The sequence below is a fragment of the Bradyrhizobium sp. UFLA05-112 genome (genome assembly GCF_053572325.1).
Genome location: NZ_JBANBK010000016.1, coordinates 80,958 through 101,653 on the forward strand (window position 1 = coordinate 80,958; position 20,696 = coordinate 101,653).

Sequence of the window (20,696 nt, forward strand, 5' to 3'; positions counted from 1 at the left end):
ACGCGTCTTCTTCACGCGAACCGGTACCCACTTCGCTTGAAAACGCTATTGAAAATTTGGGAGTGAACCAATGCAGCGAACCAAAGCCCCCTTCCGCGCCGACGAGGTCGGCAGCCTCCTGCGTCCGGCGAAGATCAAGGAAGCTCGCGCGAAGCTGGAGAAGGGCGAGATCTCGGCCGATGATCTGCGCAAGATCGAGGACGTGGAGATCGAGAAGGTCGTGCACAAGCAGGCCTCGATCGGCCTGAAGCTCGCAACTGACGGCGAATTCCGCCGCTCCTGGTGGCATTTCGACTTCCTGGCGAAGCTCACCGGGTGCGAAATGTTCCACCCGGACACCGGCATCCAGTTCGCGGGCGTCGAGACACGGCATGACGCGGTGCGGGTGATCGGCAAGCTCGACTTCCCCGACCACCACCCGATGCTCGACCACTTCAAGTTCCTGAAGAAGTATGCCGATCAGGCCCACGTCACCGCCAAGATGACGATTCCTTCGCCCGCGGTGCTGCATTTCCGCGGCGGCCGCAAGGCGATCTCCAAGGACGTCTATCCCGATCTCGATGCTTTCTACGAGGACCTCGGCAAGACCTATCGCAAGGCCGTCAAGGCCTTCTACGACGCCGGCTGCCGCTATCTCCAGTTCGACGACACCGTGTGGGCCTATCTCTGCTCGCAGGACGAATTGAAGAAGGCGCGCGAGCGCGGCGACAATCCCGATGGTCTGCAGCAGATCTATTCGCGCATCATCAACTATGCGCTCGCCGAGAAGCCCGCGGACATGGTGATCTCGACCCATGTCTGCCGCGGCAATTTCCGCTCGACCTGGATCTCCTCGGGTGGCTACGAGCCGGTCGCCGAAACCCTGCTCGCCGGCACCAACTACGACGGCTACTTCCTGGAATATGACTCAGACCGCGCCGGCGGCTTCGAGCCGCTGCGCTTCCTGCCCAAGGGCAACAAGGTCGTCGTGGTCGGCGTCATCACCTCGAAGTTCGGCGAGCTCGAGAAGAAGGACGACATCAAGCGCCGTCTCGAGGAAGCCGCCAAGTTCGCGCCGGTGGAGCAGCTCGCGCTCTCCCCGCAGTGCGGCTTCGCCTCGACCGAGGAAGGCAACATCCTCTCCGAGGAGGAGCAGTGGGCCAAGCTCAGCCTGGCGGTTGAGATCGCGAAGGAAGTGTGGGGCAACTAAGAGCACCACGTAATCCGTCACGTGAGTGACGGGGAGGGGCCCTACCGCTGTCATTCCCCGCGAAGGCGGGGAATCCAGTACGCCGCGGCTTTTCCGTACCTTGCACTGTCTCTGGAATACTGGATCGCCCGGTCGAGCCGGGCGATGACACTTGAGCGTGATGCGAGCAGCGCCGCGCTCCTGTTGGGCAGCGCGCCAGCGCCCTCACTTCTCCGCCAGATAAACCTCGCCCAGCAGCGACGAGTTCGACCACGGCACCTGCTGGTTCCTGGTGGATGAGACCACCTCGGCGCGCACGCGCGTCAGCATCTGCTGCACCTCGAGCCCAGGCGTGCCGATATGGCGGGAAAGGGCCGACGAGAATGGTGAATTGGCGCCTTCGCCGTCGAGCGCAACCTGGCCGGGCGCGGTGGCGAATGCGATCAGCGTGCCGGCCCCCAGCGTCGCGCCCGCGCCGAGACTGGTCGGAGCCGCGAGACCTGAGGCGGCCTCGATGCCTCGATTGGCGCCTGCGCTCGCGATCTGCGGCGCCATCGGGTTGTTACGGCAGGCATCGAAGATCAGGAGGTTGGTGCGGACCTGATCGTCGAGGCCGGCCATGATCGTATCCATGTCGATCATCGCCTCCGTCAGGTGGGCGCCTGCCTTCAGCTCCACATCGATCGGGATGAGATAGTTGCGGCCGTCGATCTGCACGCCGTGGCCGGCGTAGTAGACCACCGCGACCTGCGCCCGCGCCGCATCGCGCAGGAAGTCGCGCGTCATCTTCTGCATCGCGGCGCGGTCGAGGTCGATGCCCTCCGACACCGTGAAGCCGATGTCGCGCAGGCTCTTTGCGACCGCGCGCGCATCGTTGGGCGGATTGGGCAGCGCCTTGACGTGGGCATAGGCGCCGTTGCCGATGATCAGCGCCATGCGCTTGCCGCGGCCTGCCGGAGCGGGCGAGGATGCCGTGCTTGCTTGCTGCGCGGGGGCTGCCGTCTGCTGCGCCGTCGAGGTTGGCGCATCGCGCGGCACCGGCACGGTTGCATCTGATAGCAGCGACAGCCGCACCTTGGCGGTCGCCTGGTTGGACTTGCTGCCGGCGTCCGACGCGGTGACGCCGAGCGCGCCCTTGTAGTCCTCCCTGGCGTGCGCGTAATCGCCCTTGGCCTCAAAGGCGAGCCCGCGGAACGTGTAGGCCGAGATCAGCACGCTGTTCGGCGGCGTCATGATGTTGACAGGTGGCTTGTCCTTGGCGAGCCGGATCGCCTCGCTGCCGTCGGCAATGGCGCGGTCGAGCTCGCCCTTGGCGCGCCAGATCGTGGTTCGGTGCACCAGCGGCTGCGACAGGCTCGGGTCGATGCGGATGGCCTGGTTGATGTCGGCAAGCGCAGCGTCGAGGTCGCCGAGCGCTTCCTTGCAGGCGCCGCGGTTCTGGTAGGAGAAGGCCGATTTCGGGTCGGCCTTTATCGCCGCGTCGAAATCTGCAATCGCCTTGGCGTAGTCCTTCCTGCCTTGATAGGCGTTGCCGCGGTTGTGGAAGATGATTCCGCTCGGTGGCCCGAGCTTCAGCGCGTCGTCGAAATCGGCGATCGCGATGTCGTACTCGCCTTTGTCGAAATAGGCCGAGCCGCGCAGGTTGTGGACCGCCTGGCTCGGCTCCAGGCGGATCGCTTCGGTCGCATCCGCGATGACCTTCGCGTAGTCGCCCTTCTTGTTCCAGCCCACTGCGCGCCAGAAATAGACGGTTGCGAGCTGTCCGCCCTTGAACACCTTCAGCGCGATGATCTTGTTGCAGGCATCGATCTGCTGGTCGGCCGGCGTGGTGTCGGTGGTGCAGAGCGGCCCGAGCTGGCTGCGCGACTGCGCAAGGACGGGTGCGCTCCAGAACGCTGAGACAAGCAGAGAGAGCGCGACAAGCAGACGGCGCATTTGGCGGAATCCGGGGGTGAGCGTCCCTTGTTTGTTGCCGGGGCGGGAACGATGGTTCAAGGGCAGAAACAATGACCCAACACGAAGATCGAGTTGGGCCAGTGCGGCAAGGCCGGCTCCTGCTATTTCCTCTGCGTCACGCCGTCGTAACCTGATACGATCCGGGCATTGCTCAGACGTCCAGAGGCGTTGTGCAATGAGGCGGCGGGATTTCACAGCGGGTCTCTTGCTTGCCACGGCGATCCAACCCGCGCGGGCGCAGCGGGGGACGCCACCGCGGATTGCGATCTTCCATCCGGCCATCCCCGTTGGCCTCCTGACCGAAACGGGCGGGGGGACGGCGTGGCGCGCGTTTTTCGGAGAGCTCCGTCGGCTGGGTTACGTCGAAGGACAAAATCTGATCGTCGAGCGCTATTCCGCCGAGGGGCATCACGAGCGCTATGCTGATTTCGCCCGGGATATCGTGGCGCGCAATCCGGATTTGATCGTCACCGGGACCAATCCGGTCGTGGTCGCCTTCAAGGCCACGACCAGCACGATACCGCTTGTGGCGTTTATGCTGGATCCGCTGAAGGCGGGGCTGATCGCCAGCCTGGCCCGACCCGGCGGCAACCTGACCGGTATCACGCTCGATGCAGGCATCGAGATCTGGGGGAAGCGCCTCGCGTTGCTGAAGGAGGCCGTCTCTCAGGCTGCGAGCGTCGCCTTCCTCGGGATGCGTGACGGGTGGGAAGGCTCATTTGGGCAGGCCTTGCGCGATGTCAGCAGCCGGTTGGGAATTTCACTGGTCTCGATGGTCCCGAACATCGGGACGACCACGGAGATCGAGCGTGTCTTCACTGATATGGCCGAGCAACGGCCGGACGCAGTCTTGATCACGGGCGAAGGCGACCTCTACGCTCACCGGCAGCTGATTGCCGAACTCGCCCTGAAATACCGCTTGCCGACGATGTGTCCGTACCGCGATTACGTCGATGCCGGCGGACTGATGGCCTATACGGTCGACCTCGCGGAATTGCTCAGGCGCATGGCCCAGGACGTGCACCAAATCCTGAAGGGAGCCAGACCCGGCGACATCCCGATTTATCAGCCGACCAAGTTCGAGCTCCTGATCAACCTGAAGACGGCCAAAGCGCTCGGCCTCGTCCTGCCGCCCGCGCTGCTGTCGAATGCCGACGAGATGATCGACTGAACCGTCAGGCAGGGCACTAGCCATCAATCCAAAGCCCAAGCTTCCCCCATTGGGCAGACCGTGGTAGGAACTGCTTATCCCAACCCGCTGCCCACCTCCGTCCCACTCATGAAGAACGACGAAATTCTCAGCCAGATCACCGAGTTCTGCCGCAAGGCGGACATGGCGGAATCGACGTTTGGCCGGCGCGCGGTGAACGATGGGAAGCTGGTGCAGCGCCTGCGCGAGGGTAAGCGCATCACCATCGATACGCTGGAGCGGATCCAGGCCTATATGGCCGCATCGATGACCGGAGGCCTGCCGCCGCCGCGAGGGCTTCAGGTGCCGCCGGAGAAGCGCGATCCGCGCGGTAATTTCCGCTTCTTCGAGAACCGGCAGAAATACCTGCTGTTCGTCCATACCTGCAGCGAGAAACGCGTGATCGCCGAGCGCGTGGCGCTCGAGCTCACCAGCATCCATCCGCGCCCACCGGCTCTGCGCATATTCGACGCGGGCGTCGGTGACGGCACCGTGCTGGCGCGGGTGCTGCGCGCCACCCACCAGCGCTTTCCGCACATGCCGTTCTATGTCGCCGGCAAGGAGCTTAGTCTCGAGGACCTGCGCCTGACGTTGGAGAAGGTGCCGGACCGCATTTTTGAGCATCCCGCGTCGGTTTTCGTCTTTACCAACATGTTCTACTCGGAGGCGCCCTGGTTGACGCCGGCCTCGCCCGCCGCGGCCGCCGCGACCGTCTGGCACGAGGTTCCGCTGCTGGGCGCTTCCTCGGGCGAGTTCGAGCAGCAGATCGCCGAGCTGAGGCCGTTCCTGGAGCAGAACTGGCGCGCCGCGATCAGCCCGCGCACGGCCATGCCGCTCTATGAGCGGCCCGTCGTCCTCGTGCTCTATCGCGAGGATCACAGATTCCTGCTGGATTCGACCATTCCGCGTCCCGGCCAGACCGAGGCCAATTTCGACCTGGTTATCGCATCCCAGCCATACCGCGCCCTGTCCTCGGTTAATTTTCGCGCAAAGCGGATCATTGCGCCTCTGGCGCGGGCATTGCGGCCAGGGGGGCGCCTGATCGGTATTCACTCTCATGGTCACGATCCGGGCATGGAAATGATCCAGGCGATCTGGCCCGGAGAAAATCCTTTCGCGGTGAGCCGTCATGAGCTATTGCGCGCAGTTAAGTATGAGCTCGGATCGTTGGGCCGCGATCTAAATTTTAATGCATATGCTGATAACCGCTCGATCTTCAGGTATGATATGGAAGCGCTGCCCAACGAGGTGACGGGTACCATCGGAACCTCGACGGCCTTTGCAGCGTGGAATGCGGCGGTGTATGTCGCTCAGATTGAGGACGACCGATTGACGGAAATGACTCAAAACGGCCGTACTCTGGATGCTGCCAGGGACGTGCTGCGGAAGTACAACGGGCTCTGGTTTTACGACGAATCCTACGTCATCTCGCGCCGGCGTGATTGACATCATCCAAAAGTAAACATTGCAAACGACTGCCCAACGGGGCGGGACAAGGGGTTACTGATGCGAGCGTCCTATCTCTTCACCAGCGAGTCCGTGTCCGAAGGCCATCCGGACAAGGTCTGCGACCGGATCTCCGATGAGATCGTCGATCTGTTCTACCGCGAAGGACCTAAAGCCGGCATTGACCCGTGGCAGATCCGCGCGGCCTGCGAAACGCTCGCGACCACCAACAAGGTCGTGATCGCGGGCGAGACCCGTGGTCCCGCATCGGTCACCAACGAGCAGATCGAGAGCGTCGTGCGCGGCGCGATCAAGGACATCGGCTACGAGCAGGAAGGTTTTCACTGGAAGACCGCGGATATCGAGATCCTCCTGCATCCGCAGTCGGCCGACATTGCGCAGGGCGTCGATGCGCTTCAGCCGGGCGAGGTCAAGGAAGAGGGCGCGGGCGACCAGGGCATCATGTTCGGCTACGCCACCAACGAGACGCCCGACCTGATGCCGGCGCCGATCTTCTACGCCCACAAGATCCTGCGGCTGATCTCCGAAGCGCGCCATTCCGGCCGCGAGAAGGTCCTGGGTCCAGACTCCAAGAGCCAGGTCACCGTGCAGTACGAGAACGGCAAGCCGGTCGGCGTGCGCGAGATCGTGGTCTCGCACCAGCACCTGGTCGAGGATCTCACCTCGAACCAGGTCCGCGACATCGTCGAGCCCTATGTGCGCGAGGCGCTGCCGAAGGATTGGATCAACGGCAAGACCATCTGGCACATCAATCCGACCGGCAAGTTCTACATCGGCGGTCCCGATGGCGACTCCGGCCTGACCGGCCGCAAGATCATTGTCGACACCTATGGCGGCGCGGCCCCGCATGGCGGCGGCGCGTTCTCCGGCAAGGATCCGACCAAGGTCGATCGCTCGGCCGCGTATGCCGCGCGCTACGTCGCCAAGAACATCGTCGCGGCCGGTCTCGCCGACCGCTGCACGCTCCAGCTTGCTTATGCCATCGGCGTGGCGCGCCCGCTGTCGATCTACATTGACACCCACGGCACCGGTAAGGTGCCGGAGGATCAGCTCGAGAAGGCGGCGGCGCAGGCAATGGATCTCACCCCGCGCGGCATCCGCACTCATCTCGACCTCAATCGCCCGATCTACGCGCGCACTTCGGCCTACGGCCATTTCGGGCGCACGCCCGACAACGAAGGCGGCTTCTCCTGGGAGAAGACCGACCTCGTCGAACCGCTCAAGCGCGCAGTCTGATCAATTCCGTCATTCCGGGACGCCACGATAGCGGTGAACCCGGGATCTCGAACCTCTGGATTCCGGGTTCGCTCGTTTCACGAGCGCCCCGGAATGAGTTTTTCAAACAACAGGAAGCTCGACATGAACGCGAAGCCTGGCTTCACCGATTACATCGTCAAGGACATTTCGCTGGCCGATTTCGGCCGCAAGGAGATCTCGCTCGCAGAGACCGAGATGCCCGGCCTGATGGCCACCCGTGAGGAGTTCGGTCCGAAGCAGCCGCTGAAGGGCGCGCGCATCGCCGGCTCGCTGCACATGACGATCCAGACTGCGGTGCTGATCGAGACGCTCGCCGCGCTCGGTGCCGACATCCGCTGGGTCTCCTGCAACATCTATTCGACGCAGGATCACGCCGCCGCCGCGATCGCCGCGGCTGGCATTCCCGTCTTCGCCGTGAAGGGCGAGACGCTGACCGAATACTGGGACTACACCGCAAAGCTGTTCGACTGGCACGGCGGCGGCACGCCGAACATGATCCTCGATGACGGCGGCGACGCGACCATGCTGGTGCACGCCGGCGTCCGCGCCGAGAACGGCGACACCGCTTTCCTCGACAAACCTGCTTCCGAGGAAGAGGAAATCTTCTATGCGCTGATCAAGCGCCTGTTGCAGGAGAAGCCCAAGGGCTGGTTCGGCGAGATCGCCAAGAACATCAAGGGCGTCTCGGAAGAGACCACCACGGGCGTGCATCGCCTCTACGAGATGGCCAACAAGGGCACGCTGCTCTTCCCCGCCATCAACGTCAACGACAGCGTCACCAAGTCGAAGTTCGATAACCTCTATGGCTGCCGTGAATCGCTCGTCGACGGCATCCGCCGCGGCACCGACGTGATGCTGTCGGGCAAGGTGGCGATGGTCGCGGGCTTCGGCGACGTCGGCAAGGGCTCGGCCGCCTCGCTGCGCCAGGCCGGCTGCCGCGTGATGGTGTCGGAAGTCGATCCGATCTGCGCGCTCCAGGCAGCGATGGAAGGCTACGAGGTCGTGACCATGGAAGACGCCGCGCCCCGCGCCGACATCTTCGTCACTGCGACCGGCAACAAGGACATCATCACCATCGAGCACATGCGCGCGATGAAGGATCGCGCCATCGTCTGCAACATCGGTCACTTCGACAACGAGATCCAGATCGCGGCTCTGCGCAATCTGAAGTGGACCAACATCAAGCCTCAGGTCGACGAGATCGAATTCCCCGACAAGCACCGCATCATCATGCTGTCGGAAGGCCGCCTCGTGAACCTCGGCAACGCCATGGGCCATCCGAGCTTCGTGATGTCCGCGTCCTTCACCAACCAGACGCTGGCGCAGATCGAGCTGTTCGCCAACAACAAGGACGGCAAGTACGAGAAGAAGGTCTACGTGCTGCCGAAGACGCTCGACGAGAAGGTCGCGCGTCTGCACCTCGCGAAGATCGGCGTCAAGCTGACCGAGCTGCGCAAGGACCAGGCCGACTACATCGGCGTCAAGCAGGAAGGCCCGTACAAGTCGGATCACTACCGCTACTGAGGTCCGATCGCCTCGCAACATGCAGAAGCCCCGGAGCAATCCGGGGCTTTTTGTTTTGCAGGCCGGAAACTACGGGATTCTCCTCCCGGTTGCATCGGACGCCGATTAGCGATTGACGAGCGGCAATGATGGCCGGACAATCTTGGGCGGCGGAGGAAACCATGCAACAAGAACACTTCGACGTCCTCATCGTCGGCGCCGGCCTGTCCGGCATCGGCGCGGGCTATCATCTCAAGACGAAATGCCCGGGCAAGAGCTACGTCATCCTCGAAGGGCGCGATTGCATCGGCGGTACCTGGGATCTGTTCCGCTATCCCGGCGTCCGATCAGACAGCGACATGTTCACGCTCGGCTATTCCTTCAAGCCGTGGACCGATCCGAAGGCGATTGCCGACGGGCCGCAAATTCTCAACTACGTGCGCGAGACGGCATCCGAGAACGGTATCGACAGGAAGATCCGCTTCCGCCATCGCGTCAAGCGCGCGTCGTGGTCGACGCCGGATGCGCGCTGGACCGTCGAAGCCGAGCGTCCGACGGGCGAAGGTGCATCCGAGATCGTACGCTTCACCTGCAATTTCCTGTTCATGTGCTCCGGCTACTATAAATACGAAGAAGGCTACACGCCGGAATTCAAGGGCACTGCGGATTTCAAAGGCCGCATCGTGCATCCGCAGAAGTGGACCGAGGACATCGACTACGCCGATAAGCGCGTCGTGGTAATCGGATCGGGCGCCACTGCCGTGACGCTGGTGCCGGAGCTTGCGAAGAAAGCCTCAGAGGTCGTCATGCTCCAGCGTTCGCCGACCTATGTCGTGTCGCGTCCTGCGCAGGATCCGCTCGCCAACAAGCTGCGCCGCAACCTGCCGGCGACGCTCGCCTATCATTTGATCCGCTGGCGCAACGTGATGTGGGGCATGTTCTTCTTCCAGCTCAGCCGGCGTCGGCCCGCCAAGGTGAAGGACTTGATCCTGAAGGGCGTCCAGATGGCGCTTGGACCGGACTACGACGTCGCGACGCATTTCACGCCGCGCTACAATCCCTGGGATCAGCGGCTGTGCCTGGTGCCCGATGGCGACCTCTTCATGGCGATCCGCGAGAAGCGTGCCTGCGTCGTTACCAACGAGATCGACACCTTCACGAAAGACGGAATTCGCCTCAAGGATGGCAGCGAACTCGCCGCCGATATCATCGTCACTGCGACCGGGCTCGTGCTTCAGATCGTCGGCGGACTCGAGATCAGCGTCGACGGGCGGGTGATCGATTTCGCCAAGACGCTGACCTACAAGGGCATGATGTACGCGGACGTGCCCAATCTCGCCTCGGCCTTCGGCTACACCAACGCGTCGTGGACGCTGAAATGCGATCTCACCTGCGAATATGTCTGCCGGATCGTCAACTACATGGACCGGCACAATTTCCGCCAATGCGTGCCGCACAATGACGATGCGACGGTCGCCGCCCAGCCTTCGCTCGATTTCACCTCGGGCTATGTGCAGCGCTCGATTGCAAAGCTGCCGAAGCAGGGCTCGAAGCGACCGTGGCGACTGTATCAGAACTATGCAATCGACATCGTCTCGCTCCGCTTCGGCAAGGTCGACGACGGCGTGATGCAGTATTCGTGAGTGCAGCCGACCTCGCGCTCATTGCTTGCGCAGAGTCAGCGCAAGGCCGAGATCGATCGCCAGCGCCAGTATCACGGCGCCTCCGCCGAGACCGAACAGGACCAGATAGTCACCGCCGGTCTGCACATACAACCAGGAGAAGCCATAGGCCGCGGCCGCCTGGAATAGCGCAAAGCTGGTGGTCGCGTGGCTCCATGTGGCACGCTGCTGCTCGGAGCTGTGCGGGATGAGCTCATGGATGCGCCCGAGCACAAGCGGAACGATGCCGGGCGTGAAGGCGCCGACGACCACGCTCGACACGATCAGGGAGACCGGTGCGGTGCTGACTGTCGGAAGCAGGACTGCGGCGGCCTCGATCAGGAAAGCTGCGCGCAAAGAGGGACCGAATCCGCTCCGGTCGCCGAGATGGCCCGTGATCAGCGGCCCCATGATCGCGCCGAGACCATAGAGCACCCAGTAGCGCGATCCCGCCGCGATACCCTGGCCAAGGCCGCGCGCCACGAAATCGACGATGAAGACCATGTGCGGCACGAGTGCCACGGCGTTGAGGCCATACTGGACCAACAGGGCGCGGGCGGCGAGCGGGGTGCGACCATGCTTGGCATGATAAGCTGAAGACGCAGCTTCGGCCGGCCCGTCCGCAGGCCAGTTCCACCAGCTGAGAAGGGTCAACAGTCCGGAGAGAATCCCGAGCCCATACCAGCTCTGCCGCAAACCCTGTTGCAGCAACAGCGGCACCAGCGTCCCCGAGGCGGCGACGCCGAGGCCGACACCTGCGAAAATCACGCCGCCAACGATGCCGCGCTTGGCGGGCGCGGTGTGCGGCAGCACGACCGAGGCTGCCAGCACCATGATGATGCCGCCGGTGAAGCCCGCCAGGAAACGCCAGGCGAAGAACCAGGTGAAGGATACCGGCACCGCGCAGGCAAAGCAGGACAGCGTGGCGAGCAGCATCATGATGCGCAGCGCGCGGACAGCGCCAACGCGCGCGGCAGCGGGCCGCGCGATCAGCGCGCCGGCGAGATAGCCGGCGAGGTTCGCAGCGCCAAGATAGACAGCGTCGGAAGCGCTGAACCATTTGCCCGCGATCAGGGCTGGAATCAGCGGCGTGTAGGCAAAGCGAGCGAGACCTAATCCAACCAGCGAAGCACACAAGCCCGCCATCGCAAACCGCCAGGTCGCCCCCGGCCGCTCATGCGGCCGGACGTTGGCGTGGGGCTTGCGGGCATCTGCATTCAGTTCGGTCATGTCATCCTCCTGCGCGCTTCATCGCGCACGGATCAGCCTGGTTGCCTCGCGCGGCGGCGTCGGAATTCGAGGACGGGCACGCCGCCCCAACCTTAATTGTCGGTGTCGACCTCTTCGATCACGACAAGGGTCGAATCCAGCGGCTTGCCGAGGACATCGAGCAGCAACTGGCTCGAGCCCTTGAGCAGCGCGGCTTTCTCCTCCGCGGTGAGCGACGTCGCGCCGGCCGTCGTTCCTTCGCGGGTCACTTGAATTGTGACGATGGGCACGGTGAACTCTCCTGTCGGATCAATGGCCGGCGCTCTGGCCGCCGTCGACATGCAGGATCTCGCCGGTCACGAAGCCGGCTTGCTCGAGATAGAGCACAGCATTGACGATGTCGGACGTCTCGCCCATGTGGCCGAGCGGGTGCATCGCGCCGAGCTGGGCATGCGTCTCGGCGGGATGCATCGGCGTCTTGATGATGCCGGGCGAAACCGCGTTCACGCGAATGCCACGCTTGGCGTATTCGATCGCCAGCGACTTCGTCGCGGCCGCGAGCCCACCCTTGCTTAGCGAAGCCAGCACCGATGGTACGTTCGAGTTGGCCTGATCGACGAGGGTGGTCGTGATCTGGACGACGTGACCCGAGCCCTGCTTTTCCATCTCGGCGATGGCAAGCTGCGTGATGCGGAAGAAGCCCGCGACGTTGATGCCCATCACCGCCGCATAGTCCTCGGCCGTGTACTGCGTGAACGGCTTTGCGACGAAGATGCCGGCATTGTTCACCAGCGTGTCGACGCGGCCGAAGCGGGCGACAGCCTGCGAGACCACGCGCTCGGCGGTGGTCCAGTCGGCAATGTCGCCGGGAACGGCGAGGACTTCGTCATCGCTCGACGGCTTGATGCTACGGGCCGTTGCGACGACCCGATAATTGCGGTCGCGGTAGGCTTGGACGAGGGCGGCGCCGATGCCCTGTGATGCACCGGTGATGATGGCGACTTTCTGCTCGATACCCATGATAGGCTCCTATTGTTGGGGTGAACGGGTGCCAATCGGCTGGACTGGCTCGCCGTCATACGTACGCTGCGGTGAGGTCTGCGCGAATACGCGCTGTCCGGCAGACACTCTTTCGCGGCGCGATCGAATGGCGGATCAGCCCTTGCGGCGGTTGTCGTGCCGCGCGTGAGCGCCTAGCTTGCGGCCGGACCTTGCTGGGGCAACGGAAGGCGCATGGATCGTCTCGACGCGATGAAGGTGTTCGTCCTTACGGTGGAGGAGGGCAGCCTTGCTGCTGCTGGCCGCAAACTCGGCCGGTCGCCGGCCGCGGTGAGCCGCGCCGTCGCCTTCCTGGAAGAGCGGGTCGGCATCGAGCTCCTGCACCGCACGACGCGGTCGATCAAGCTCAGCGAGGAGGGCGAGCGTTATGTCGAGATCTGCCGCCGCGTGCTGACCGAGCTGGAGGAGGCCGACGATATCGCGGCGGGGCCGCGTGCCGCGCCGCGCGGCACGCTTGCGATCACTGCGCCTGTGGTCTCCGGCGAGATGGTGCTACGGCCAATCCTCGACACGTTCCTGGATGCCTACCCGACGGTGTCGGCAAAACTGTTGCTGTTCGACCGGGCGGTCAACTTGATCGAGGAGGGCATCGACGTGGCGCTCCGCATCGGTCCTCTCTCGGACTCCGCGATGGTCGCGATGAAGCTCGGCGACGTGCGCCGTGTCGTCGTGGCTGCTCCGCGATATCTCAACCAGCATCCACGAATCAGCGAGCCCGGCGATCTCGCCAAGCATCAGATCGTCGCCATGGCTCACCTGCCGAATTCCTGGACGTTTGCGCCGGAGCCCGGCTCCGTGGTGCCGCGAACCGTTCAGTTCACGCCGCGGCTCGTGATCAACAGCACCTATGCAGCGGTCGCTTCCGCCGTCGCCGGGCGCGGCGTCGCGCGGATGTATTCCTATCAAGTCGCCGAACAGGTGCATCGCGGCGAGCTCGTCATCGTGCTTGCCGGCGACGAGGATCCCGAAATGCCCGTGCACCTGATTTCGCCGCAGGGCCGGCTCTCGGTCCCGAAGGTGCGGGCCTTCACGGATTTTGCCGTGCCGCGGTTGAAGAAGCAGTTCGCGGTTCTCAAGAAAGCCATCGACACTCGCTGAATTGTGACTCGTTCGCCGCGCGAAGAGTGTTTATCGCAGACCGGCCATTTGGCGCGCCTTGATCGCGCGTACATCCGTCGCGATTCAGCGGCGCCTCGGCTGCATTGCGCACCTTTCCAAATGCGGGAGATGAAGATGTCAAAAGAGATAAACAGAGAGCGTCGTCGTTTCCTGACCACTGCCGCGATCGGTGTCGCCGCACCATTCGTTCTCGGCAGCGCTGCCGCCGCGCAGTCCGGCAAGGCGAGCCCCTCGACCTTGCCCGCGATCAAGCCGGGTACGAACACGTCCTTTGCCGCGATCAAGCAGATCGATGCCGGCGTCCTCAACGTGGGATACGCCGAGGCCGGTCCGGCCGACGGTTCCGTGGTGATCCTGCTGCATGGCTGGCCCTATGACATCCACAGTTTCGTCGATGTCGCGCCTGCGCTGGCGGAGGCCGGTCTTCGCGTCATCGTGCCGCATCTGCGCGGCTATGGCACGACGCGCTTCCTGTCGGGCGAGACGATGCGCAACGGCGAGCCCGGGGCGCTCGCCGTCGACCTCGTCGCGCTGATGGACGCGCTCAACATCAAGCAGGCGACGCTCGCCGGCTACGATTGGGGCGGGCGGACCGCCAACATCATTGCGGCGCTCTGGCCGGAGCGCGTCAAGGCGATGGTCTCAGTCAGTGGCTATCTGATTTCCAGCCAGGCGGCGGGCAAGATGCCGCTGCCGCCGGCTGCCGAGCTGCAATGGTGGTATCAGTTCTATTTCGCCACCGAGCGCGGCCGCGAAGGCTACGCGAAGAACACGCATGATTTCGCCAAGCTGATCTGGAAGCTCGCCTCGCCCGAATGGCATTTCGACGACGCCACCTACGACCGCAGCGCGGCCTCGCTCGACAATCCCGATCATGTCGACATCGCGATCCATAATTATCGCTGGCGGCTCGGGCTGGCCGACGGCGAAGCAAAATATGCCGAGGTCGAGCAACGGCTGGCGGGCCTGCCGGTGATCACCGTGCCGACCATTACCATGGAGGGCGATGCCAATGGGGCACCGCACCCGGAGCCCTCCGCCTACGCGAAGATGTTTTCCGGCAGATACGAGCACCGGACGATCACCGGCGGCATCGGGCACAACCTGCCGCAGGAAGCGCCGCAGGCCTTTGCCCAGGCGGTCGTCGATATCGCCGCGAGCTGACGGGCCGACCGCGCCATGCGTTGTTTTGCGTATTCGAGGCCGGAGATGAATCGGCCATGCTGCCCAAACGGTTAACGCCGGATTAACCGGCGCCTCCTAGGCTCTCTCGGCCGGGGTGCTCGCTAACTAAGGGTAGCCCAATGGAAGCCCAGAAGATCGCGGTCGACGCCGTTGTCGCGCTGACCGATTGTGACCGCGACGCCGTCGCCACCTTCATCCGCCGGTTCTATCTCGAAGGCGTCAGGGACCCCAAGCGCCTCACTTTCAAGGGGCTTCAGGCGTTCGCGCGGGCCTGATCGCAGTCCCAGCCGTCTCAACTGTCTGTGTCGAGAACGGCGGAACCCGCCTGCGGCGCCTTGCCGCTGACGGCGGGCCGGGCTACACGAGACGCGGCTGGGTCACTTGGGATCGGGGAAATGCTGAAACAGCTCTTTGCGCCGCAACTCGTCATCCTCTATGTGCTTGCGGCATCAACGATTTACGTCCACTTCCGGGGCAAGCAGCGGCTCCGCTTTGCGCGCCAGCTTGGCGATCATTCGACCTATCTCGCACCCTACAACGTGCTGATGTATGCCGGCTCGGCGGTACCGAACAAGCCGGTGATCTCGGTCGAGCAGTTTCCCGAGCTGAAGCCGCTCAGCGAGAATTGGGAGACGATCCGCGACGAGGCGGTGCGCCTGTTCGATGAGGGCTTCATCCGCGCCGCCGCCAAGAACAACGACTGGGGTTTCTATTCGTTCTTCAAGAGCGGCTGGAAGCGCTTTTACCTGAAATGGTACGATGACTTCCTGCCCTCGGCGCGCACGCTGTGCCCGAAGACGGTGGAGCTTCTGAACTCGATTCCATCGGTGCATGGCGCGATGTTCGCGATGCTGCCGCCCGGCGGCAAGCTCGGCGCGCACCGCGATCCCTTCGCCGGATCGCTGCGCTATCACCTCGGCCTCGTGACGCCGAACTCGAACAAGTGCCGGATTCTCGTCGACGGCGTCGAATGCGTCTGGCGCGACGGCGAAGCCTTCATGTTCGACGAGACCTTCATCCACAGCGCCGAGAACGCGACCGACGTCAACCGCATCATCCTGTTCTGCGACGTCGAGCGCCCGATGAAGTTTGGCTTCATGACCGCGATGAATCGCTGGGTTAGCCATCACATCGTCAAGGCGTCGGCGACCCAGAACGTCGATGGCGAGAGCGTCGGCGTGCTCAACAAGGTGTTCGGCAAGCTCTACGAGATCCACCTTGCGAGCCGCAAGGTCAAGGAATGGAACCGCAACGTCTACTACACGCTGAAATATTCGCTGACGGCGTTGATCCTCGGTCTCATCGTGATGTCGGCGTTGAAGTGATCGAAGCGCGTAGGGTGGATTAGCGCAGCGTAATCCACTGATTGCAAGAAGCCCCGGAGCGTGCTCCGGGGCTTTGTTTTCGTGGACTTGGCGGTGACGCTACGCCGGGCGGGCGCCGGTCTGAACGATCGTCCCCACGTGCTGGCCGCGCAGCGCCGCCGTGAGCCGGCCCGGAACGAGACCATTCACGACCTGCACGCGCGCGATATGCCGCGCGTTCGCCATCACTTCGAGCAGCGCGGGATCGAACGGCAGCGTGCCCTTCAGCTTGCCGAGCTCGGCAACGTTGGTCTCGCGTAGCAGCTCCGCCTTCTTGCCGTCGGCGCCATTGGGATCGACGGTATAGACGCCATCGACGTCCTCGACGATCGTCAGCCCCGCGGCGCCGAGTGCGTCGGCGAGCAGGAACGCGCCGGTGTCGGCCCGATGCAGCGGGATGCGCGAGGTCGGGAATTCGTGATGGTGGTACGGCGGAAACGCGCTGCCCACGACCGCGCGGGCGGCCGAGAGATGAATGGCGAGCTGGCTCGCGATGGTGGGGTGCTCGACATAGGAGACGCCTTCCGGCGCGAGCAGGCTCGCAAGGATATGGCCGTTCTGGCCGGCCTCGCTCGCGGCGAGCGGCGCGAGCGACCCGACGGGGAGCCCGAGGTCGAGGCCGACGCTGTAGAGATGGCGGGCGCGGACGCCGGCGCCGGTCAGGATGAGCAGGCGATGCTCCGATAGCAGCGAGCGCAGCTCGTCGACGAGCGGGAGAATCGCTTCATGACCGCGATCCATGAGGCGGCCACCGATCTTGACGACCTGCACCCAGGGCAGAAGCTTGATCGGGCGGCTACCTGCAACCGGGCGCGTGAGATCGCCGTCGAGAAGGGTCTGGCGTGCGAGCGGCGAGGCGACGTGCTTGATCTGGTTGGTGACAGTCATGGCGCTAATCTCTTCAGCTCGCAGTGATGATGGTGCCGACATGCCCGCCCGCGAGCGCGCGGGTCAGATTGCCGGGAACGAGGCCATTGACGATCTGCACCTCGCGGACATGGCGCGCTGAGGCGAGGAGATCGAGCACCGGGAATTCCAGGATCGAGTCCTGCAAGCCCTTGGCCTTCATTTCAGCCACCGAGATTTTTGGGATGAAGGTGGCGCTCTCTGAGGTCTTGGGATTCGCGGTGTAGAGGCCGTTCTCGTCCTTCACATAGATCATCGCCTTGCAGCCGAACTGCTCGGCCACGAGGAAGCAGCCGGCGTCGGTGCGGTAGGGCGGAATCACGCCCTCGGCCGCGGGACGCATCCACAGGCTATAGGGCGGCATGCCGCTGAAGATGACGGCGTTCACCTCGGCGAGGAACAGCGGCACGGACGAGAGCCCGGCGCTGCTGACCGCGGAGATGCCGTGCTTGGCGAGGAGTTGCCCGAGCATCGCGGCGTTCTGATCGGCAACGGAGGCGCCGAGCTGCGAAAGCACGCCAGCCGGCAGGCGAAGCCCCGCCGCGATCGAATAGAGATGCCGCGCGCGGGTGCCTGCGCCGGTCCCGATCAGGAGCTTGTGGACCTTGCGCGCAGCGATGATCTCCTCGACCAGCGGATAGACCGCGGCGCGGCCGCGATCGATGACGCTCTGCCCGCCGATCTTGATCACCGTGGCATCCGGCAGGATCCGGAAGTCCGGAGCTGCTTCCGACGCCGCCACGAGCTCGGGATCGGTGAGTGAGCGCTGCATCAGGAGTGCTTCAAGCTCCGTGGTCGTGTTCGGCATCCGAGACATCCTCTCGTTTCAGTGCATTCGCGATGCTGGCCCGCCGGCCGAGCCCCGGGATCAGTCTAATATAGAAAAGCCCCGGAATGCACTCCGGGGTCCTGATTCCCAGTGCGTAGGTGGATTAGCGAAGCGTAATCCACCTTTCGACTTGAGCAACAATCGACGTGCTCAGTTGCCACGCGCCCGTGGTGGCGGATTATGCTTCGCTAATCCGCCCTGCGCTCCGAGCTTGACGCTGTGCGAGTTTCACTCCGGCTGGCCGATCGAGACCTTCAGCGTGCCGACGCCGTCGACGCCGCATTCGAGCTCGTCGCCGGGCTGGAGCTGCGACACGCCGGCGGGCGTGCCGGTCAGGATGATGTCGCCGGCAGCGAGCTTCACCTGCTGCGAGAGCTGCCAGATGATCTCCGGCACGTTCCAGATCAACTCAGTGAGGTCGCCTTTCTGGGCTTCCTTGCCGTTGACGGTGAGCCAGATCTTGCCCTTCGACGGATGACCGATCTTCGAGGCCGGCTGCACCGCGGAGCAGGGCGCCGAACCGTCGAACGACTTGCCGATCTCCCAGGGCCGCTCCTTCTTGCGCGAGGCGATCTGGAGGTCGCGGCGGGTCAGGTCGATGCCGACGGCATAGCCGTAGACATGGTCGAGCGCCTTCTCAGCGGGAATATTGAGGCCGCCGCTCTTCATCGCGACGACCAGCTCGACCTCGTGATGCAGGTCCTTGGTGAGGGGCGGATAGGGGATGGTGGCGCCATCGGGCACCAGCATGTCGGCGTGCTTGGCGAAGAAGAACGGCGGGGCGCGCTCGTCATTGCCCATTTCGCGGATGTGCTCGAGATAGTTGCGGCCGACACACCAGATCCGGCGCACCGGATAACGGCCGGTCTCGCCGACGACGGGAAGCGAAGCCTGAGGCGGAAGCGGGATGACGTAGGAGGCGGCGTTCATGAAGCGATCTCGCTGCTCTTGGGTGATAAGAATTCCTAAGCGGTTGCGCTGATTGGCGCCAGCCCCAGCGGGCTGGTGTCGTGATGCTGGAGACGGAAGAACGAGGCGTAGCGGCCGGAGCGACGCAAGAGCTCGTCATGCCGTCCGCGCTCGACGATCTCGCCGCCCTCGACCACCAGGATGGCGTCCGCGTGCATGATGGTGTGCAGACGGTGCGCGATCACGATGGTGGTGCGGTTCCGGCAGAGATGCTCGATCGCCTCCTGCACCTGCTTCTCGGATTCGGAATCGAGCGCGGCGGTGGCCTCGTCGAGCAGGATGATCGGGGCGTTCTTGAGCAGCGCGCGGGCGACAGCGATGCGCTGGCGCTGGCCGCCTGAGAGCTGCGTGCCATGCTCGCCGACCGGCGTGTCGTAGCCGAGCGGGAAGCCCATGATGAAATCGTGGGCGCAGGCCGCCTTGGCGGCATCGATGATCTCATCTTCGCTGGCGCCAGACCTGCCGAAGGCGATGTTGTTGCGGATGGTGTCGCGGAAGAGATAGACGTCCTGGCCGACATAGGCGGTCTGCGCGCGCAGCGATTTGCGCGACACCGACGCGATCGACTGGCCGTCGATCAGGATGTCACCCTGCGTCGCCTCGTAAAAGCGCAGCAACAGCGCCAGCACGGTCGACTTGCCGCCGCCGGAAGGGCCGACCAGCGCGGTGACCTTGCCGGGCTCGGCAGTGAAGCTCATGCGGTTGAGCACGGTCTCGCCCGCGCGGTAGGCGAAGCTGACATCGTTGAGCTCGATCCGCGCGTCCGACAGTTTCAGTGCCGGCTTGTCGTCATCGGATTGCTCGCTCGCCGGGCTGTCGACGACTTCGAGAAGCATGCGCGCGCCGACGAGCTGGCTGTTGAGGTCGATGTTGAGCCGCGCCAGCCGCTTGGCCGGCTCGGTTGCCATCAGGAACGCGGTCATGAAGGAGAAGAACTGCCCCGGGGTGGCACCGAGTGCGACCACGCTGTAGCCGCCATAGAGCAGGCAGCCGGCGACCGCGAAGCCCCCCAGCATCTCCATCAGCGGATTGGAGCGGTTGGCGACGCGCGCCATCTTGTTGGCGTTGCGCTCCACGACTGCGATGTTCTCGTCGATGCGGCTTTGCATCGCATCTTCCAGCGTGAACGCCTTGACCGTGCGGATGCCTTGCAGCGATTCCTGCATGGTCTCCAGGATGTCCGCGGTGCCCGTGAACTGGTTGTAGGCGAGGCCCTTGATGCGCTTGACCAGCTTGCGCAGCACCAGCATTGCCGGTGGCACCGCGACGAGGCCGATGAACGACATCAGCGGATCCTGCCACACCATCACGCCGATCATGGCGAGCAGCATCAACAGGTCGCGCCCGACGGCGTTGACCAGCATGTTGAGGACGTCGGTGATCGATTTGGCGCCGGCGGTGAGGCGCGCCAGGAATTCCGAGGAGTGCCGCTCGGAGAAGAAGCCGATGCTTTCGCGCATCAGCTTGGCGAAGAGCTGCCGCTGGTTGGTGGCGAGGATAGCGTTGCTGATCTTGGTCAGGATCACCATGTGGCCATAGGTCGCCACGCCCTTGATGAACAAGAGGATCACCGTCACGCCGGACAGCATCGCGATGCCGGGAACGTTCTTGTCGACATAGGCCTGGTTGATGACCTGGCCGAGAACGTAGGTCGCGGCCGCGGTCGCCCCGGCGGCCGTTGCCATCAGCGCGAAGGCGACCAGATAGCGCCGCCAATAGGTGATCCCCTGTTCCGTGACGAGGCGGCGAATCAGGATCGCTGCCGCATAGGGATCGTCGGTGATTTTCTTTGGAAACTGGGCCATCCGTAGTCCATTGACGGCCGGGGGCAAGCCTGCCCGCGCGTCAGGGATCG

18 protein-coding genes are annotated in these 20,696 nt (G+C 64.0%); 10 read left to right on the forward strand and 8 right to left on the reverse strand.

Going from position 1 to position 20,696, the window contains the following annotated elements; genetic code table 11:
* The first annotated feature begins 70 nt into the window (after positions 1-70).
* Positions 71-1,189 (forward strand): cobalamin-independent methionine synthase II family protein, encoded by a 1,119-nt coding sequence (locus SO180_RS12275; RefSeq protein ID WP_449379079.1) that lies wholly within the window; start codon positions 71-73, stop codon positions 1,187-1,189.
* A gap of 204 nt (positions 1,190-1,393) precedes the next feature.
* Here the strand turns inward: SO180_RS12275 and SO180_RS12280 are convergent, their stop codons facing one another.
* Positions 1,394-3,103, reverse strand: coding sequence for a caspase family protein (locus SO180_RS12280; RefSeq protein WP_449379080.1), 1,710 nt, complete (start codon positions 3,101-3,103; stop codon positions 1,394-1,396).
* A gap of 196 nt (positions 3,104-3,299) precedes the next feature.
* Here SO180_RS12280 and SO180_RS12285 point away from each other — a divergent pair, with 196 nt between their 5' ends.
* The 5 genes from SO180_RS12285 to SO180_RS12305 all read left to right on the forward strand — a co-directional run bounded on the left by SO180_RS12285 (position 3,300) and on the right by SO180_RS12305 (position 10,183).
* Positions 3,300-4,295: an ABC transporter substrate-binding protein gene (locus SO180_RS12285; protein ID WP_449379081.1), complete on the forward strand. Its 996-nt coding sequence runs from the start codon at positions 3,300-3,302 to the stop codon at positions 4,293-4,295.
* A 108-nt stretch (positions 4,296-4,403) separates the two neighbouring features.
* The gene (locus tag SO180_RS12290) at positions 4,404-5,759 is read left to right on the forward strand and encodes a hypothetical protein (protein WP_449379082.1); all 1,356 of its coding nucleotides are present in this window, start codon (positions 4,404-4,406) and stop codon (positions 5,757-5,759) included.
* Positions 5,760-5,819: 60 nt separating this feature from the next.
* Positions 5,820-7,016, forward strand: coding sequence for a methionine adenosyltransferase (gene metK / locus SO180_RS12295; RefSeq protein WP_449379083.1), 1,197 nt, complete (start codon positions 5,820-5,822; stop codon positions 7,014-7,016).
* A 123-nt stretch (positions 7,017-7,139) separates the two neighbouring features.
* Positions 7,140-8,561, forward strand: coding sequence for an adenosylhomocysteinase (ahcY, locus tag SO180_RS12300; RefSeq protein ID WP_449379084.1), 1,422 nt, complete (start codon positions 7,140-7,142; stop codon positions 8,559-8,561).
* Positions 8,562-8,722: 161 nt separating this feature from the next.
* Entirely contained in the window at positions 8,723-10,183 is a 1,461-nt protein-coding gene (locus tag SO180_RS12305) for a flavin-containing monooxygenase (protein WP_449379085.1), read from the forward strand.
* Positions 10,184-10,201: 18 nt separating this feature from the next.
* Here SO180_RS12305 and SO180_RS12310 read toward each other — a convergent pair whose 3' ends face one another.
* From SO180_RS12310 to SO180_RS12320, 3 genes are all read right to left on the reverse strand, one after another.
* A complete protein-coding gene (locus SO180_RS12310; protein WP_449379086.1) occupies positions 10,202-11,431 on the reverse strand; it encodes a YbfB/YjiJ family MFS transporter in 1,230 nt (409 codons plus the stop codon).
* 92 nt (positions 11,432-11,523) lie between these two features.
* Positions 11,524-11,700 (reverse strand): tautomerase family protein, encoded by a 177-nt coding sequence (locus SO180_RS12315; protein WP_449379114.1) that lies wholly within the window; start codon positions 11,698-11,700, stop codon positions 11,524-11,526.
* Between the two features lie 19 nt (positions 11,701-11,719).
* Positions 11,720-12,430 carry an SDR family NAD(P)-dependent oxidoreductase gene (locus tag SO180_RS12320; protein WP_449379087.1) on the reverse strand — a complete coding sequence of 237 codons (711 nt, stop codon included), beginning with the start codon at positions 12,428-12,430 and terminating at the stop codon, positions 11,720-11,722.
* Positions 12,431-12,643: 213 nt separating this feature from the next.
* Between SO180_RS12320 and SO180_RS12325 the strand changes: the two genes are divergently transcribed.
* The 4 genes from SO180_RS12325 to SO180_RS12340 all read left to right on the forward strand — a co-directional run bounded on the left by SO180_RS12325 (position 12,644) and on the right by SO180_RS12340 (position 16,098).
* A complete protein-coding gene (locus tag SO180_RS12325; protein ID WP_449379088.1) occupies positions 12,644-13,567 on the forward strand; it encodes a LysR family transcriptional regulator in 924 nt (307 codons plus the stop codon).
* A 135-nt stretch (positions 13,568-13,702) separates the two neighbouring features.
* Positions 13,703-14,752 (forward strand): alpha/beta fold hydrolase, encoded by a 1,050-nt coding sequence (locus SO180_RS12330; protein WP_449379089.1) that lies wholly within the window; start codon positions 13,703-13,705, stop codon positions 14,750-14,752.
* A gap of 140 nt (positions 14,753-14,892) precedes the next feature.
* Complete coding sequence (locus tag SO180_RS12335; protein ID WP_449379090.1) at positions 14,893-15,048, forward strand: hypothetical protein; 156 nt, start codon at positions 14,893-14,895, stop codon at positions 15,046-15,048.
* Between the two features lie 120 nt (positions 15,049-15,168).
* Entirely contained in the window at positions 15,169-16,098 is a 930-nt protein-coding gene (locus SO180_RS12340) for an aspartyl/asparaginyl beta-hydroxylase domain-containing protein (RefSeq protein WP_449379091.1), read from the forward strand.
* Between the two features lie 99 nt (positions 16,099-16,197).
* Here the strand turns inward: SO180_RS12340 and SO180_RS12345 are convergent, their stop codons facing one another.
* From SO180_RS12345 to SO180_RS12360, 4 genes are all read right to left on the reverse strand, one after another.
* Positions 16,198-17,025 (reverse strand): amino acid kinase family protein, encoded by an 828-nt coding sequence (locus SO180_RS12345; RefSeq protein WP_449379092.1) that lies wholly within the window; start codon positions 17,023-17,025, stop codon positions 16,198-16,200.
* Positions 17,026-17,038: 13 nt separating this feature from the next.
* The gene (locus tag SO180_RS12350; protein ID WP_449379093.1) at positions 17,039-17,851 is read right to left on the reverse strand and encodes an amino acid kinase family protein; all 813 of its coding nucleotides are present in this window, start codon (positions 17,849-17,851) and stop codon (positions 17,039-17,041) included.
* Between the two features lie 249 nt (positions 17,852-18,100).
* Entirely contained in the window at positions 18,101-18,802 is a 702-nt protein-coding gene (locus SO180_RS12355) for a fumarylacetoacetate hydrolase family protein (protein ID WP_449379094.1), read from the reverse strand.
* A gap of 35 nt (positions 18,803-18,837) precedes the next feature.
* Entirely contained in the window at positions 18,838-20,646 is a 1,809-nt protein-coding gene (locus SO180_RS12360; RefSeq protein WP_449379095.1) for an ABC transporter ATP-binding protein, read from the reverse strand.
* Between the last annotated feature and the right edge of the window lie 50 nt (positions 20,647-20,696).

Coding starts and splice junctions, on each gene's coding strand:
- SO180_RS12275 (WP_449379079.1), top strand. CDS start 71: ATGCAGCGAACCAAAGCCCCCTTCCGCGCCGACGAGGTCGGCAGCCTC.
- SO180_RS12280 (WP_449379080.1), bottom strand. CDS start 3,103: ATGCGCCGTCTGCTTGTCGCGCTCTCTCTGCTTGTCTCAGCGTTCTGG.
- SO180_RS12285 (WP_449379081.1), top strand. CDS start 3,300: ATGAGGCGGCGGGATTTCACAGCGGGTCTCTTGCTTGCCACGGCGATC.
- SO180_RS12290 (WP_449379082.1), top strand. CDS start 4,404: ATGAAGAACGACGAAATTCTCAGCCAGATCACCGAGTTCTGCCGCAAG.
- metK (WP_449379083.1), top strand. CDS start 5,820: ATGCGAGCGTCCTATCTCTTCACCAGCGAGTCCGTGTCCGAAGGCCAT.
- ahcY (WP_449379084.1), top strand. CDS start 7,140: ATGAACGCGAAGCCTGGCTTCACCGATTACATCGTCAAGGACATTTCG.
- SO180_RS12305 (WP_449379085.1), top strand. CDS start 8,723: ATGCAACAAGAACACTTCGACGTCCTCATCGTCGGCGCCGGCCTGTCC.
- SO180_RS12310 (WP_449379086.1), bottom strand. CDS start 11,431: ATGACCGAACTGAATGCAGATGCCCGCAAGCCCCACGCCAACGTCCGG.
- SO180_RS12320 (WP_449379087.1), bottom strand. CDS start 12,430: ATGGGTATCGAGCAGAAAGTCGCCATCATCACCGGTGCATCACAGGGC.
- SO180_RS12325 (WP_449379088.1), top strand. CDS start 12,644: ATGGATCGTCTCGACGCGATGAAGGTGTTCGTCCTTACGGTGGAGGAG.
- SO180_RS12330 (WP_449379089.1), top strand. CDS start 13,703: ATGTCAAAAGAGATAAACAGAGAGCGTCGTCGTTTCCTGACCACTGCC.
- SO180_RS12335 (WP_449379090.1), top strand. CDS start 14,893: ATGGAAGCCCAGAAGATCGCGGTCGACGCCGTTGTCGCGCTGACCGAT.
- SO180_RS12340 (WP_449379091.1), top strand. CDS start 15,169: ATGCTGAAACAGCTCTTTGCGCCGCAACTCGTCATCCTCTATGTGCTT.
- SO180_RS12345 (WP_449379092.1), bottom strand. CDS start 17,025: ATGACTGTCACCAACCAGATCAAGCACGTCGCCTCGCCGCTCGCACGC.
- SO180_RS12350 (WP_449379093.1), bottom strand. CDS start 17,851: ATGCCGAACACGACCACGGAGCTTGAAGCACTCCTGATGCAGCGCTCA.
- SO180_RS12355 (WP_449379094.1), bottom strand. CDS start 18,802: ATGAACGCCGCCTCCTACGTCATCCCGCTTCCGCCTCAGGCTTCGCTT.
- SO180_RS12360 (WP_449379095.1), bottom strand. CDS start 20,646: ATGGCCCAGTTTCCAAAGAAAATCACCGACGATCCCTATGCGGCAGCG.